The sequence below is a fragment of the Streptomyces sp. NPDC006463 genome (assembly GCF_042870715.1).
Taxonomy (GTDB): domain Bacteria; phylum Actinomycetota; class Actinomycetes; order Streptomycetales; family Streptomycetaceae; genus Streptomyces.
Genome location: NZ_JBIAHP010000023.1, coordinates 1 through 15229, shown reverse-complemented (window position 1 = coordinate 15229; position 15229 = coordinate 1). Strand labels below are relative to the sequence as shown.

13 protein-coding genes are annotated in these 15229 nt (G+C 70.8%); 7 read left to right on the top strand and 6 right to left on the bottom strand.

All coding sequences use genetic code 11. The features are described 5' to 3' along the window. The first annotated feature begins 26 nt into the window (after window positions 1-26). Window positions 27-1076, top strand: a complete 1050-nt coding sequence (locus ACFYOB_RS32155; RefSeq protein ID WP_388565949.1) for an LLM class F420-dependent oxidoreductase — start codon at window positions 27-29, stop codon at window positions 1074-1076. A 218-nt stretch (window positions 1077-1294) separates the two neighbouring features. Beyond that, window positions 1295-2083, top strand: a complete 789-nt coding sequence (locus tag ACFYOB_RS32150; protein WP_388565946.1) for a ferritin-like domain-containing protein — start codon at window positions 1295-1297, stop codon at window positions 2081-2083. Window positions 2084-2104: 21 nt separating this feature from the next. Here the strand turns inward: ACFYOB_RS32150 and ACFYOB_RS32145 are convergent, their stop codons facing one another. After that, complete coding sequence (locus tag ACFYOB_RS32145) at window positions 2105-3097, bottom strand: magnesium and cobalt transport protein CorA (RefSeq protein ID WP_388565943.1); 993 nt, start codon at window positions 3095-3097, stop codon at window positions 2105-2107. 54 nt (window positions 3098-3151) lie between these two features. Here ACFYOB_RS32145 and ACFYOB_RS32140 point away from each other — a divergent pair, with 54 nt between their 5' ends. The 4 genes from ACFYOB_RS32140 to mshC all read left to right on the top strand — a co-directional run bounded on the left by ACFYOB_RS32140 (window position 3152) and on the right by mshC (window position 6665). Next, entirely contained in the window at window positions 3152-3856 is a 705-nt protein-coding gene (locus ACFYOB_RS32140) for a histidine phosphatase family protein (protein WP_388565941.1), read from the top strand. A 72-nt stretch (window positions 3857-3928) separates the two neighbouring features. After that, the gene (locus tag ACFYOB_RS32135) at window positions 3929-4519 is read left to right on the top strand and encodes a DUF3090 domain-containing protein (protein ID WP_362398553.1); all 591 of its coding nucleotides are present in this window, start codon (window positions 3929-3931) and stop codon (window positions 4517-4519) included. Continuing rightward, window positions 4483-5325 (top strand): SCO1664 family protein, encoded by an 843-nt coding sequence (locus ACFYOB_RS32130; RefSeq protein ID WP_388566180.1) that lies wholly within the window; start codon window positions 4483-4485, stop codon window positions 5323-5325. The genes ACFYOB_RS32135 and ACFYOB_RS32130 overlap by 37 nt, the downstream gene beginning before the upstream one ends. A 110-nt stretch (window positions 5326-5435) precedes the next feature. Then, window positions 5436-6665: a cysteine--1-D-myo-inosityl 2-amino-2-deoxy-alpha-D-glucopyranoside ligase gene (gene mshC, locus ACFYOB_RS32125; protein WP_328924863.1), complete on the top strand. Its 1230-nt coding sequence runs from the start codon at window positions 5436-5438 to the stop codon at window positions 6663-6665. 154 nt (window positions 6666-6819) lie between these two features. On the opposite strand, the gene ACFYOB_RS32120 is transcribed toward mshC, so the two are convergent. From ACFYOB_RS32120 to ACFYOB_RS32100, 5 genes are all read right to left on the bottom strand, one after another. Continuing rightward, window positions 6820-7815 carry a PAC2 family protein gene (locus ACFYOB_RS32120; protein ID WP_388565936.1) on the bottom strand — a complete coding sequence of 332 codons (996 nt, stop codon included), beginning with the start codon at window positions 7813-7815 and terminating at the stop codon, window positions 6820-6822. Window positions 7816-7942: 127 nt separating this feature from the next. Continuing rightward, a complete protein-coding gene (locus ACFYOB_RS32115; protein ID WP_388565933.1) occupies window positions 7943-9550 on the bottom strand; it encodes an FAD-dependent oxidoreductase in 1608 nt (535 codons plus the stop codon). Window positions 9551-9591: 41 nt separating this feature from the next. Continuing rightward, entirely contained in the window at window positions 9592-11118 is a 1527-nt protein-coding gene (gene glpK, locus ACFYOB_RS32110; RefSeq protein WP_388565930.1) for a glycerol kinase GlpK, read from the bottom strand. Between the two features lie 77 nt (window positions 11119-11195). Continuing rightward, window positions 11196-11978, bottom strand: a complete 783-nt coding sequence (locus ACFYOB_RS32105; protein WP_388565927.1) for an MIP/aquaporin family protein — start codon at window positions 11976-11978, stop codon at window positions 11196-11198. A 321-nt stretch (window positions 11979-12299) separates the two neighbouring features. Beyond that, on the bottom strand, window positions 12300-13067 hold the full coding sequence (locus ACFYOB_RS32100; RefSeq protein WP_388565925.1) for an IclR family transcriptional regulator: 768 nt from the start codon (window positions 13065-13067) through the stop codon (window positions 12300-12302). A gap of 252 nt (window positions 13068-13319) precedes the next feature. Here ACFYOB_RS32100 and ACFYOB_RS32095 point away from each other — a divergent pair. Next, window positions 13320-15229 (top strand): homocysteine S-methyltransferase family protein (locus ACFYOB_RS32095; RefSeq protein WP_388565922.1); only part of this gene is annotated, 1910 nt, incomplete at its 3' end.

The following is a 15229-nucleotide window of genomic DNA, read 5'->3' as shown; positions in this document are numbered from 1 at the left end:
CGGTAAATTCGGTAAGGGGACGACACATGCGGCTCGGCATCAATCTCGGCTACTGGGGTGCGGGCATGGACGCCGACAACCTCGCCGTCGCGCAGGAGGCCGACCGCCTCGGCTACGACGTCTGCTGGGCGGCCGAGGCCTACGGCTCCGACGCCCCGACCGTCCTGGCCTGGGTCGCCGCCCAGACCGAGCGGATCGACGTCGGCTCGGCGATCCTCCAGATCCCGGCCCGTCAGCCCGCCATGACGGCCATGACCGCGGCCACCCTCGACTCGCTCACCAAGGGCCGCTTCCGGCTCGGTCTCGGCGTCTCCGGCCCGCAGGTCTCCGAGGGCTGGTACGGCGTCAAGTTCGACAAGCCGCTCGCGCGGACCCGGGAGTACGTGGAGATCGTCCGCAAGGCGATGAGCCGCGAGCGCCTCTCGTACGACGGTGAGCACTGGACCCTGCCGCTGCCCGGCGGCCCGGGCAAGCCGCTGAAGCTGACCGTGCACCCCGAGCGCGAGCACATCCCGCTCTACATCGCCGCCATCGGGCCCAAGAACCTGGAGCAGACCGGTGAGATCGCCGACGGCGCGCTGCTGATCTTCCCGGCCGCCGAGCACCTGGAGGCGACCGCGCTCACCCACATCCGGGCGGGCCGCGAGAAGGCCGGGCTGACCATGGACGGCTTCGACGTCTGCCCGACCGTGCCGTTGGCCCTCGGCGAGGACGTGAACGCGCTCGCCGACATGTTCCGCCCGTACACCGCCCTGTACGTGGGCGGCATGGGCAGTCGGAAGCAGAACTTCTACAACCAGCTGGCCCAGCGCATGGGCTATGAGAAGGAAGCCGCCGAGGTCCAGGACAAGTACCTGGCGGGCGACAAGACCGGGGCCGCCGCGGCCGTCCCGCACTCGCTGATCGACTCGACCACCCTGCTCGGCCCGGTCGCGCGGATCGCGGACGGGATGCGGGCCTACGCGGAGGCCGGCGTCACCACCCTCACGCTGGCCCCGGCCGGATTCACCCTGGACGAGAGGATCGCCGCCCTGCGGGCCGGCACCGAGGCCATGGAGCGGGCCGGCCTCGCCTGACCCTGGGGGCTCGGGGGCCGGGGGTCGGGGGCCGGGGAAGAAGGTCTGCGGCCGTGGTGGGGGCTCGGGGGGTCTTCCCCGCCACGGCCGACACAGCCAACAACGCGCCGGGCGGCCCCCGGGTTACGCGCCGCGGGCCATCCCCCTGGTTCGTTCATTCGGACGAGTAGGGCGACCCATCGGTTGCCCGGCCCGGTAAGCGGAGTTTGACTCGTTGCATGCTCTCTGCCCGCAGCCTGTTCCAGGAGATCGTCGTCGACGACGACGCCTTCCAGCTGTTCTGCTCCATCGCCGCCAGCGGGGAGTCCCAGGGCGGCTGGGAGAACGCCCGGATCGCGGCCCTCGTGCCCGGCTCGATGCGCGGTCTGGCACCCAAGATCACCCGGCACGGCGCCGACGAGGACAAGCACGGGCGGATCTTCAACGCGCTGCTCCGCAAGCGCGGGCTGCCGCCCGTCCCCGTACCGCCCGAGACCGACTACACGATGCTGCTGGAGCGGCGCGGGATCGGTCTCGCGCACGAGAAGCTGCGCCGCGAGGAGCCGCTGACCGAGCACGACATCGTGGTCTACCTCGCGCACAGCCGGGTCACCGAACAGCGCGCCGCCGACCAGATGGACATGCTGGTCAGGAACTTCGGCGACCACCCCGAGCTCGGCAACGCCATCCGCATGATCAGCCGCGACGAGGACAACCACCTCGCCTACTGTCACGAGGAGTTGCTGCGCCTGGTCCGGCTGGGACACGGCCGCACCATCCAGAGGGTGCTGCGGGAGAGCGCGCTCGTCGAGATCGCCGTCTACCGGGACGTGAGCCTCGCCGTCATGGACCACATGGGGCGGCTGCTGCGCTGGCCCGCGCCGAAGGCTGCCGCGCTCGCCGCCGGCATCCGGGGGATGTACGCGTACGAGCGGTTCAGCCGCTGGCACCGGATGGTCAGCCTCACCATGCCCGAGCGGCGCGACGCCCTGGGCGGAGCGCCGCTCACCTCGCCCGAGTTCGCGTAGCCCGCGTCCCCGCGCCGGAAGCTACAGCCAGCCCCGGCGCTTGAACATGCGGTGCAGGCCCAGACACGCGCCGGCCATGACCACGATCACCGCCGGATAGCCCCAGGCGTGCCGCAGCTCCGGCATCACGTCGAAGTTCATCCCGTAGATCCCCGCCACCATCGTGGGGACGGCCGCCATCGCCGCCCACGCCGAGATCTTGCGCATGTCGTCGTTCTGCCGGACGCCCATCTGCGCGAGGTGCGCGGCGAGCGCGTCCGACAGCAGCCGGTCCAGGCCCTCGATGTACTCGTTCGCCTTGGTCAGGTGGTCGGCGACGTCGCGGAAGAACGGCTGGGAGTGCTCGTGGACGAAGGGCACGCTCCCGAAGGCGAGCCGGTTCATCGGCTGCAGCAGCGGGCTCGTCGACCGGCGGAACTCCAGCACCTGCCGCTTGAAGCCGTAGATCCTGGAGGCGGTGTTCTTGGTGTCGGAGGCGTTCGGGGCGAAGACCTCGGCCTCCAGCTCCTCCAGGTCCGCCTGCAGCTCGGCCGCCACCTCGATGTAGTGGTCCACCACCGCGTCGGAGACCGCGTACAGCACCGCCGTGGGGCCGTGCCGCAGCACGTCGGGCTCCTGCTCCAGCCGGCGCCGTACGGCCGCCAGCGGGGCCCCCTCGCCGTGCCGGACGGTGACCACGAAGGAGTCACCGATGAAGACCATCAGCTCGCCGGCGGTCACCGTGTCGGTGTCGTCGTCGTACATCACCGGCTTGAGGACGACGAACAGCGAATCGTCGTACACCTCCAGCTTCGGGCGCTGGTGCGCGGTCAGCGCGTCCTCCACCGCCAGCGCGTGCAGACCGAACTCGCTGCGGACGTACTCGAATTCCTTCTCCGACGGCTCGTGCATGCCGACCCAGAGGAAGGCGTCACCCGCCGCCCGCGCCTCGTCCAGGGCGTCCGAGAAGTCCTCGGGTCCCTCGGTGCGGCGGCCGTCCCGGTAAATCGCACAGTCCACAATCACGCGGGGCATTCTCCCCCGCCCACGGCCCGCCCGCACCTGGGCGTCAGAGCATAGGCTGGCGCCATGGCCACGCTGATCCTCGTACGACACGGGCGGTCCACCGCCAACACCGCTGGGCTGCTCGCCGGATGGACCCCGGGAGTGGCCCTCGACGAGCGCGGTGCCGAGCAGGCCGCCGCGCTGCCCGGGAGGCTGGTGGGCGTACCGCTCGCCGCCGCCGTCACCAGCCCGCTGCAGCGCTGCCGGGAGACCCTCGCACCGCTGCTGGCCGCCCGGCCGGACCTGGAGGTGCACACCGACGAGCGGATCGGCGAGTGCCACTACGGCGACTGGTCGGGCCGCAAACTCTCGGAACTCGCCGAAGAGCCCCTGATGAAGATCGTCCAGCAGCACCCGTCCGCGGCCGCCTTCCCCGGCGGCGAGTCCATGCGCGCCATGCAGGCGCGCGCCGTGGAGGCCGTACGGGACTGGAACGCGCGGATCGAGGAGGAGCACGGGAGCGACGCCGTCTTCCTGATGTGCTCCCACGGCGACATCATCAAGTCCGTTGTCGCCGACGCCCTGGGCATGCACCTGGACCTCTTCCAGCGCATCCACGTCGACCCCTGCTCCGTGACGGCCGTCCGCTACACGCCCACCCGGCCGTTCGTGTTCCGGCTGGGCGACACCGGGGACTTCGGCGCGCTCGTGCCGCGCTCCGAGACGCCGGACAAAGCAGTGGAAGACGGCGGGAACGCGGTCGTGGGAGGCGGCGCGGGCGCGGCGTGATCGAACGGCGCAGTAGGGTGGATGGGCCCGCACACGCGCAGCCCCGCCCCGCGCCGAGACTTGGAGACGGACGTGCCCCGTCAGGTGTTCCTCTACGACCCCCCGGACCGCTTCGTGGCCGGCACGGTCGGTCTGCCGGGACGCCGTACGTTCTTCCTGCAGGCCTCCTCGGGCCCCCGCGTCACCAGCGTCTCCCTGGAGAAGACCCAGGTCGCGGCGCTGGCCGAGCGGATGGACGAGCTGCTGGACGAGGTCGTACGGCGCACCGGCGGCAACGCCCCGGTCCCGGCCGTCGCCCCCGCCGAGGCCGCCGACACCGCGCCGCTGGACGTTCCCGTCGACGAGGAGTTCCGCGTCGGCACCATGGCGCTGGCCTGGGACGGCGAGGAGCAGCGCATGATCGTCGAGGCGCAGGCCCTCGTGGAACTCGAAGCCGAGTCGGACGAGGATCTCGCCGAGGCGGAGGAGCGGCTGCTCCAGGACGAGGAGAACGGCCCGCCGATGCTGCGGGTCCGCCTCACCGGAGCCCAGGCCCGGGCCTTCGCCAAGAGGGCCCTGGACGTGGTCAACGCGGGCCGCCCGCCGTGCCCGCTGTGCAGTCTGCCGCTGGACCCGGAGGGGCACGTCTGCCCGCGCCAGAACGGCTACCGGCGCCAGGTGTGACCGCCACGGGGGAGATCGAGGAGCTGCTCGCCAAGGGCGAGCTGACCGTCGTCGGCCGGATCAGGGAGGCGTCCAACGCCGTCCTGCTGTGCACCGTCACGTACGAGGGCGTGAGCGCCGACTGCGTGTACAAGCCGGTCAAGGGCGAGCGCCCGCTGTGGGACTTCCCCGACGGGAACCTCGCCCAGCGCGAGGTCGCCGCCTACCTGGTCTCCGAGGCCACCGGCTGGGGCCTGGTCCCCGCCACGGTGCTCCGCGACGGGCCGTACGGCGAGGGCATGGTCCAGCGGTGGATCGAGACCCCCGAGGGCGAGGCGCCCGGCGCCGAGCTGCTCGGGCTCGTCGAGGGCGAGGAGGCGGCGGAGGGCTGGAAGGCCGTCGCCCTCGCCGACATCGGTGGCGGCCGCACAGCCCTGCTCGTGCACGCCGACGACCCGCGGCTGCGTCGGCTCGCCGTCCTGGACGCCGTGATCAACAACGGCGACCGCAAGGGCGGCCACCTGCTGCCCGCACCCGACGGCCGCCTCTACGGCATCGACCACGGCGTGACCTTCCACGCCGAGGACAAACTGCGCACCCTCCTGTGGGGCTGGGCGGGGGAGCCGCTGACGGACGAGGCACGCGAGATACTGGGCTCGCTGGCCGCCGAGCTGGCCGATGGAGCCCCGCTCGCCACCCGGCTGGCCGAACTGATCACCGCGGTCGAGCTGGCCGCCGTACGGGGCCGGGTGGCGGAGCTGCTGCGCACCGGGATCCATCCGGAGCCGTCCGGGCAGTGGCCGTCGATCCCCTGGCCGCCGGTGTGAACCAGCCACGAGCCGCACGCACAGATCCGGCCAGACCGCAAGAGTGCCGATCAAGACAACTGTGCAGGTCCGGTTCGTTTCCGGAACATCCGTCCGGTTAGGCTCGACACATGCATGCCTGGCCCGCTTCCGAGGTCCCCGCCCTTCCTGGCAAGGGCCGCGACCTCAAGATCCACGACACTGCGACCCAGGGGACGATCACCCTCGCCCCCGGTCCCGTCGCCCGTATCTACGTCTGCGGCATCACCCCGTACGACGCGACCCACATCGGTCACGCGGCGACCTACAACGCGTTCGACCTCGTACAGCGCGTGTGGCTCGACACCAAGCGGCAGGTCCACTACGTCCAGAACGTCACGGACGTGGACGATCCGCTCCTTGAGCGGGCGCTGCGCGACGGACACGACTGGACCGAGCTCGCCGAACGTGAGACGGCCCTCTTCCGCGAGGACATGACCGCCCTGCGCATGCTGCCGCCGCAGCACTACATCGGAGCCGTCGAGGCCATACCCGGCATCGTGCCGCTGGTCGAGCGGCTGCGGGACGCGGGCGCGGCCTACGAGCTGGAGGGCGACGTCTACTTCTCGGTCGAGGCCGACCCGCACTTCGGCGCGGTCTCGAACCTCGACGCCGCGGCGATGCGGCTGCTCTCGGCGGAGCGGGGCGGCGACCCCGACCGGCCCGGCAAGAAGAACCCGCTGGACCCGATGCTGTGGATGGCCGCACGTCCGGGCGAGCCGAGCTGGGACGGCGGCTCGCTGGGCCGCGGCCGGCCGGGCTGGCACATCGAGTGCGTGGCGATCGCCCTCGACCACCTGGGCATGGGCTTCGACATCCAGGGCGGCGGATCCGACCTGGCGTTCCCGCACCACGAGATGGGTGCCTCGCACGCGCAGGCGCTGACCGGCGAGTTCCCGATGGCCAAGGCGTACGTACACGCCGGCATGGTCGCCCTGCACGGCGAGAAGATGTCGAAGTCGAAGGGCAACCTCGTCTTCGTCTCGGCGCTGCGGCGGGCCGGGGTCGACCCGGCGGCGATCCGCCTGGCCCTGCTGTCGCACCACTACCGCGCCGACTGGGAGTGGACGGACGCGGTGCTCGCGGACGCGGTCGCCCGCCTGGAGCGCTGGCGCGCGGCCGTCTCGCGGCCGGACGGGCTGCCGGCGGACGCCCTGGTCGAGGAGGTCCGCGAGGCCCTGTCGAACGACCTGGACGCCCCTGCCGCGCTGGCGGCGGTGGACCGCTGGGTGGACGCGCAGAACGCCTCCGACGGTGACGACGAATCGGCCCCCGGGCTGGTCTCCCGCACGGTCGACGCCCTCCTGGGCGTCGCCCTGTAGCACCCTTCGCGATGCCCCCGGCCCCACCCGGGGCCGGGGGCATCGCCCTGTCCGGCGGTTGAGGACCGGGTCCGGGCAGAGCCCGGCGAACGGTGGAAGGCGGGTAGGGGACCGCTCCGCGCAGCGGCGCCGCCCCGTACCCGCCCTCGTCCCGTTACGCCTCCGGGGTGTCGTCCCCCGGCTCCTCCGGCGGCGCGGCGGGCGGCTCCTCGCCCGAGGCGTCCGGCTTCCGCTTCGGCGGACGCGTCAGACCGCTCGACGTGTCCCGCAGGTACGAGCCGTCACCCGGCTCCGCCGCCGGGCCCGCCGCGGGATCCCGGCGCCGCAAGTACCGCTCGAACTCCCGCGCGATGGCGTCGCCCGACGCCTCCGGCAGGTCGGCCGTGTCCCGGGCCTCCTCCAGCGTCTGGACGTACTCCGCCACCTCGCTGTCCTCGGCGGCCAGTTGGTCCACGCCCAGCTGCCACGCCCGCGCGTCCTCCGGGAGTTCGCCCAGCGGGATCCGGATGTCGATCAGATCCTCCAGCCGGTTCAGCAGCGCCAGCGTCGCCTTCGGGTTCGGCGGCTGCGACACGTAGTGCGGCACCGCCGCCCACAGCGACACCGCCGGAACGCCCGCGTGCGTACAGGCCTCCTGGAGCACGCCCACGATCCCGGTCGGGCCCTCGTACTTGGTCTCCTCCAGGTCCATCGTCCGCGCCAGGTCCGCGTCCGAGGTGACACCGCTCACCGGCACCGGCCGGGTGTGCGGCGTGTCCCCGAGCAGCGCACCCAGGACGACCACCATCTCGACGCCGAGCTCGTGCGCGAAGCCGAGGATCTCGTTGCAGAACGACCGCCACCGCATGGACGGTTCGATCCCGCGCACCAGTACCAGGTCCCGCGGCTTGGCGCCGCCGATCCGGACCACGGACAGCCGCGTCGTCGGCCAGGTGATCTTCCGTACCCCGTTGTCCAGCCACACCGTCGGCCGGTTGACCTGGAAGTCGTAGTAGTCCTCGGCGTCGAGCGCCGCGAACACCTCGCCCTTCCACTCCCGGTCCAGGTGTGCGACCGCACCGGAGGCCGCGTCACCCGCGTCGTTCCAGCCCTCGAACGCGGCCACCATGACCGGGTCGATCAGCTCGGGCACGCCCTCAAGCTCGATCACCCAGGTCTCCTTCCGAAGTTCCCTTGCGTACACGGGTCAGCCTAAGCCTTGAAGGGACGTCGGCCACAGCCCACGACAGAGGGGCGGTTCCCCTCGGAACCGCCCCTCTTCCCCACCTGCGTGAGCGCTATGCCTTGCGGCTCAGCATCTCCTGGACCCGGGCCCGTACGGCCTCGTCGTCCAGACCGCGGACCGTCACCGTCGTGCGGCGGCGCAGCACGTCGTCGACCGTCTCGGCCCACTCGTTGTCACGGGCGTAGGCGACCTGCGCCCAGATCTCCGGACCGTCGGGGTGGATGCGCTCGGCCAGCGCCGGGTCCTCGTTGGCTATCCGCGCGATGTCGAAGGCGAGCGAGCCGTAGTGCGAGGCCAGGTGGCGCGCGGTCAGCGGGTCCATCCGCGTGCCGGGCTCGCGGTCCACCAGCAGGCGGTGCGCGACGGCGTTCGGGTTGGCGACACCGGGCAGCGCGATCCGGCGCACCAGCGACTTCACCGGCTCCATGTCATCGGTCAGCGGGCTGCCCGGGAGCTTCGCCAGCTTGTCCATGACCACGCGGCCGATGTGGCGGTACGTCGTCCACTTGCCGCCGGCCACCGACAGCATGCCGCCGGCGCCCTCGGAGACGACCGTCTCGCGCTTGGCCTTCTCCACGCCGCCGGGGCCGCCGGGCAGCACACGCAGACCCGCGAAGGCGTACGTCATCAGCGAGCGGTCCAGGTCCGCGTCCTTCACGGAGAAGGCCGCCTCGTCCAGGATCTGCTGGATGTCGGACTCGGTGGCGCGCACGTCCGCCGGGTCCCCCTCGTACACCTCGTCGGTGGTGCCGAGGAGGAGCTGGTCCTCCCACGGGAGGGCGAAGGTGATGCGGTACTTGTCGATCGGGGTGGCCATGGCGGCCTTCCACGGCGACTTGCGCTTCATGACGATGTGCGCGCCCTTGGACAGGCGGATCGACGGCATCGAGTGCTTGTCTTCCATGCGCCGCAGGTGGTCCACCCACGGGCCGGTGGCGTTGAGCACGACGCGCGCGTCGACACCGAACTCGGTGCCGTCGAGACGGTCCTTGAGCTCGGCACCGGTGACCCGGCCGCGCGTCATGCGCAGGCCGGTGACCTCGGCGTGGTTGAGGACGACCGCGCCGGACTCGACGGCCGCGCGGACCGTCATGACGGCGACCCGGGAGTCGTTCATCTGGTGGTCGTAGTAGACCGCGACGGCCTTGAGGTTGTCCGTCTTCAGGCCGGGGTTGTCGGCGGCGGCACGGGCCGGGGAGATGACCTTGCCCATGCCGTCGCCGAAGGCCGAGAGGGCGGAGTAGGCGAAGACGCCCGCGCCCAGCTTGGCCGCACCCACCGGACCGCCCTTGTAGACCGGCAGGTAGAAGGTGAGCGGGTTGACCAGGTGCGGGGCCACGTCCTTGGCCAGCACCCGCCGCTCGTGGTGGTTCTCGGCCACCAGCTTGACCGCGCCGGTCTGCAGGTAGCGCAGGCCGCCGTGGACGAGCTTGGAGGAGGCGGAGGAGGTGGCGCCGGCGAAGTCGCCGGCGTCCACCATGGCGACCCGCAGACCCGACTGCGCGGCGTGCCAGGCCACCGAGGTGCCCAGGATTCCACCGCCGATGACCAGCAGGTCGTACGTGGCCTTCGCCAGCTGCTCACGGGTCTCGGCGCGGCTCGCGTTCGAACCGGCGGTCGGGTGCGTGCCCAGTGCGGTCACGCTCTGCAGGCTGCTCATATCTCTCTTAGCTCCTCGTCGATAGCGTCAGCTGAGTGAGGTCAGCTGGCGTCTTCGTCGTCGACCCAGCCCATGGACCGCTCGACGGCCTTGAGCCAGCTCTTGTACTCGCGCTCCCGCTGCTCGGCGGGCATCCGCGGGGTCCACTCCGCCGCGCGGCGCCAGTTGGCGCGCAGGGCGTCGGTGTCGGGCCAGAAGCCGACGGCCAGGCCGGCGGCGTAGGCGGCGCCGAGGCAGGTGGTCTCGGCGACCATCGGGCGCACCACGGGGGCGTCCAGGAAGTCCGAGAGCGTCTGCATCAGCAGGTTGTTGGAGGTCATGCCGCCGTCGACCTTGAGGGCGGCGAGCTCGACGCCCGAGTCCTTGGTCATGGCGTCGGTGATCTCACGGGTCTGCCAGGCGGTGGCCTCCAGGACGGCACGGGCGATGTGCGCCTTGGTGACGTACCGGGTGAGGCCGGCGATCACACCGCGGGCGTCGGAGCGCCAGTACGGGGCGAACAGGCCGGAGAAGGCGGGCACGAAGTAGGCGCCGCCGTTGTCCTCTACCGAGGAGGCCAGGGTCTCGATCTCGGCCGCGGACTTGATCAGGCCCATCTGGTCGCGCATCCACTGGACGAGCGAGCCGGTGACGGCGATGGAGCCCTCCAGCGCGTAGACCGGCTTCTCGTCGCCGATCTGGTAGCCGACCGTGGTCAGCAGGCCGCTGTAGGAGTTGATGATCTTGTCGCCGGTGTTCATCAGCATGAACGTTCCGGTGCCGTACGTGGACTTCGCCTCGCCCTCGGCGAAACACGTCTGGCCGAACAGCGCGGCCTGCTGGTCGCCGAGCGCCGAGGCGACCGGGACGCCGGCGAGGACGCCGTCCTTGACGTGGCCGTAGACCTCGGCGGAGGACTTGATCTCCGGGAGGACGTTGAGCGGGACGCCCATGGACTCGGCGATCTTCTCGTCCCAGGCCCGTGTGTGCAGGTTCATCAGCATGGTGCGCGAGGCGTTGGTGACGTCGGTGACGTGCACGCCGCCCTGGGCGCCGCCCGTGAGGTTCCAGATGACCCACGAGTCCATGGTGCCGAAGAGGATGTCGCCGGCCGCGGCGCGCTCACGCAGACCCTCGACGTTGTCGAGCAGCCAGCGGACCTTCGGGCCCGCGAAGTAGCTCGCCAGCGGCAGGCCGGTCTCGCGGCGGAAGCGGTCCTGGCCGACGTTGCGGCCGAGCTCCTTGCACAGGGCGTCGGTGCGGGTGTCCTGCCAGACCAGCGCGTTGTGCACCGGCTCGCCGGTGTTCTTGTCCCACAGGACGGTGGTCTCGCGCTGGTTGGTGATACCGACGGCCTTGACGTCGGCCGCGGTGATCTCGGCCTTGGCGATGGCGCCGGCGACGACCTCCTGGACGTTGGTCCAGATCTCGGTGGCGTCGTGCTCGACCCAGCCCGGCTTCGGGAAGATCTGCTCGTGCTCCTTCTGGTCGACGGCGACGATGCGGCCGTCGCGGTCGAAGACGATGCAGCGGGAGGAGGTGGTGCCCTGGTCGATCGCGGCGATGAAGGGGCCGGTGCTGCTGGTCATGTGGCTGCTCCTGGCAGGTCTATGAGTAGGCGGAATCAGGATGCGGTGCGGATCTTACGAACGCGGGCCGAAACTGATCAGGCGAACGCGATGTTGTACAGACCGCCGGCTATGGCGGCACCGACGAGCGGGCCGACTACCGGGATCCAGGAGTACCCCCAGTCCGAGCCGCCCTTGTTGGGCAGCGGGAGCAGGGCGTGCACGATGCGCGGACCGAGGTCGCGGACCGGGTTGATGGCGTAGCCGGTCGGACCACCGAGCGAGAGGCCGATGCCGACGACGACGAAGGAGGTGATCAGGACGCCGATGACGCCGAGGCCCTTGCCACCGTCCTGGAGGCCCTGGGTCAGGATCGCCAGGACCAGGACGAACGTACCGATGATCTCGGTCGTGAGGTTCTGCACGACGTTGCGGATCTCGGGGCCGGTGGAGAAGACGCCGAGCACGGGGCCGGCCTGGTCGTGCGGGTGCGGGTCCTCGGGGCCGAGCGTGGCGTCACGGATGTGCTCCGGGTCCGAGAGGTGCACCCGGAACTGGCCGTAGTACGTGATCCACATCAGGACCGCGCCGAGCATGGCGCCGAGGAGCTGTCCGGCGAAGTAGACCGGAGTGTCGCTCCAGTCGCCGTTCTTGATGGCCAGGCCCACGGTGACCGCCGGGTTGAGGTGCGCACCGGAGAGCGGGGCGGACACGTAGGCGGCGATCAGAACGGCGAAACCCCAGCCGAAGGTGATGGCGAGCCAGCCCGCGTTGCGGGCCTTGGAGCTCTTGAGCGTGACGGCGGCGCACACGCCACCGCCGAGCAGTGTGAGCAGGGCGGTACCGATGGTCTCGCCGATGAAGATGTCGGAGGTGGACACCCGCGACTCCTTTGCCTTGCAGGGGTGGGCGGACACCGGGTCCCGTCCGGTGGTCCGCGCACTCGGTGAGTGCTTCACCGGTCCTTGGCCTTGCCACACCCTAACGCGTATTGCCGGTAGGTGTTCGACAATGCCGACCGATGAACGGCAGTTTTCCGCCTTGGCCAATAACGCGTCAAGGGTCGACCAGGTCAAAGAACCGGATCGTTACCACTCGACACGATCGGCCAAATCAGGCCAACGGGTGATCAGAAAATGACAAAATCCACCCAAATGGCGCACGAGGTGGCCGTTGGGTGGATCGATCGGCTCAGGTCAAGCTCAGAACCGGCCCGCTCCGAGGTCGCGTGAAACCGACCTCGCGCAGTCCCGTACGGAAGCCACCAGGGACGCCCTGGGCTCCCCGGACTCCCCGCAGACGCGCTCCACGGCCCCCGCGACGGCCACCGCGCCGACGGGCATCCTGCGCCGGTCGTGGATGGGCGCGGCCACCGATGCGATGCCGTCCCAGGTCTCCTCGACGTCGGAAGCCCAGCCGCGGGCCCGGGTCAGGTCCAGGATCTCCTCGAAGCCCGCGCTGTCGGTGACCGTACGGGGGGTGAACGCCTCCCGCTCCACCTCCAGCACCTGGGTGTGCGCGACGGGGTCGTACGCCGACAGCACCTTGCCCAGGGCCGTGGAGTGCAGCGGCTGCATGGCCCCGACCTCCAGCACCTGGCGGCTGTCGTCGGGCCGGAACACGTGGTGCATGATCAGCACCCCGCTCTGGTGAAGCACCCCCACGTACACGCTCTCGCCGCTCGCCCGGGCCAGGTCGTCCGTCCAGACCAGGGCGCGGGCTCGCAGCTCGTGCACGTCCAGGTAGCTGTTGCCCAGGCGCAGCAGCTCCGCGCCCAGCTGGTAGCGGCCGGACGCGGGGTCCTGCTCCACGAACCCCTCGGCCTGCAGGGTGCGCAGGATCCCGTGCGCGGTGCCCTTGGCCAGGCCGAGGGAGGAGGCCACGTCCGAGAGACCCAGGCGGCGCTCCCCGCCCGCCAGGAGTCGCAGCATCGCAGCGGCTCGTTCGAGCGACTGGATGTTCCGTGCCATGGCGAAGCCTCCTGCTGACGTAGTTCGACAATGCTGAACACTATCGGCCGATGCCGACCTCGTGCATGCCTGGGCGTTTTCCGGGGCGCCGCGGGCAGGTGTAACCCGTGCGGACCCCCCGCGCACAGAATGCAGTCCGCCACGTGGGACAGCCTCACCGGGTCCGGGGCCGCGCGGTTACTCTGGCCGCGTGCGCCCTTGACACAGAGGGGGTGCAAAGCCGACAGCCGTCGCATCCCAGGGAGCTCAACCATGGCCTCGTTGCCGAACCCGCCCGCAGACACCCAGACCCGGGCCGATGCCCTCCGAGAGGCGCTCGCCACCCGAGTGGTCGTCGCCGACGGAGCCATGGGGACGATGCTCCAGGCGCAGGACCCCACGATGGAGGACTTCCAGCAGCTCGAAGGCTGCAACGAGGTCCTCAACGTCACCCGCCCCGACATCGTGCGCACCGTGCACGAGGCGTACTTCTCGGTGGGCGTGGACTGCGTCGAGACCAACACCTTCGGCGCGAACTTCGCCGCGCTCGCCGAGTACGACATCGCCGAGCGCAACTTCGAGCTGTCGGAGTCCGGTGCCCGCATCGCCCGTGAGGTCGCCGACGAGTTCACCGCCTCCACCGGGCAGCAGCGCTGGGTCCTCGGCTCGATGGGCCCCGGCACCAAGCTGCCCACCCTCGGCCACATCACGTACGCCAAGATCCGCGACGCCTACCAGACCAACGCCGAGGGCCTGCTCTCCGGCGGCGCCGACGCACTGCTCGTCGAGACCACCCAGGACCTCCTGCAGACCAAGTCCTCCATCATCGGCGCGCGGCGGGCGATGGAGGCGCTGGGCGTTTCCGTCCCGCTGATCTGCTCGGTGACCGTGGAGACGACCGGCACGATGCTGCTGGGCTCGGAGATCGGGGCGGCGCTGACGGCGCTGGAGCCGCTGGGCATCGACATGATCGGCCTGAACTGCGCGACCGGTCCGGCGGAGATGAGCGAGCACCTGCGCTACCTGGCGCGCAACGCCCGCATCCCGCTCTCCTGCATGCCCAACGCCGGCCTGCCGGTCCTGACCAAGGACGGCGCGCACTACCCGCTGACCGCCCCCGAGCTCGCGGACGCGCAGGAGACCTTCGTCCGCGAGTACGGGCTGTCGCTGGTCGGTGGGTGCTGTGGTACGACGCCGGAGCACCTGCGTCAGGTGGTGGAGCGGGTGCGCGGCGCGGCGGTGACCGGGCGGGAGCCCCGGCCGGAGCCGGGTGCGGCTTCGCTGTACCAGACGGTGCCGTTCCGTCAGGACACCTCGTACATGGCGATCGGGGAGCGGACGAACGCCAACGGGTCGAAGAAGTTCCGTGAGGCCATGCTGGAGGCCCGTTGGGACGACTGTGTGGAGATGGCGCGGGACCAGATCCGTGAGGGTGCGCACATGCTCGACCTGTGCGTGGACTACGTGGGCCGGGACGGTGTCGCGGACATGGAGGAGCTGGCCGGGCGTTTCGCGACGGCTTCGACGCTGCCGATCGTGCTGGACTCCACGGAGGTTCCCGTCATTCGGGCGGGTCTGGAGAAGCTGGGCGGACGTGCGGTCATCAACTCCGTCAACTACGAGGACGGCGACGGCCCCGAGTCCCGTTTCGCCAAGGTCACCCGGCTGGCGCAGGAGCATGGCGCCGCGCTGATCGCGCTGACCATCGACGAGGAGGGCCAGGCCCGCACCGCCGAGCACAAGGTCGCCATCGCGCAGCGGCTCATCGCGGACCTCACCACCAACTGGGGGATCCGTGAGTCGGACATCCTCATCGACACCCTGACCTTCACGATCTGCACCGGCCAGGAAGAGTCCCGGGGCGACGGCATCGCCACGATCGAGGCGATCCGCGAGCTCAAGCGCCGCCACCCCGACGTCCAGACCACCCTCGGTCTGTCGAACATCTCCTTCGGGCTGAACCCGGCCGCCCGGGTGCTGCTGAACTCGGTGTTCCTGGACGAGTGCGTCAAGGCCGGCCTGGACTCGGCGATCGTGCACGCCAGCAAGATCCTGCCCATCGCACGGTTCGACGAGGAGCAGGTCACCACCGCTCTGGACCTGATCTACGACCGGCGCTCGGAGGGCTACGACCCGCTGCAGAAGCTGATGGCGCTCTTCGAGGGCGTCAACACCAAGTCGTT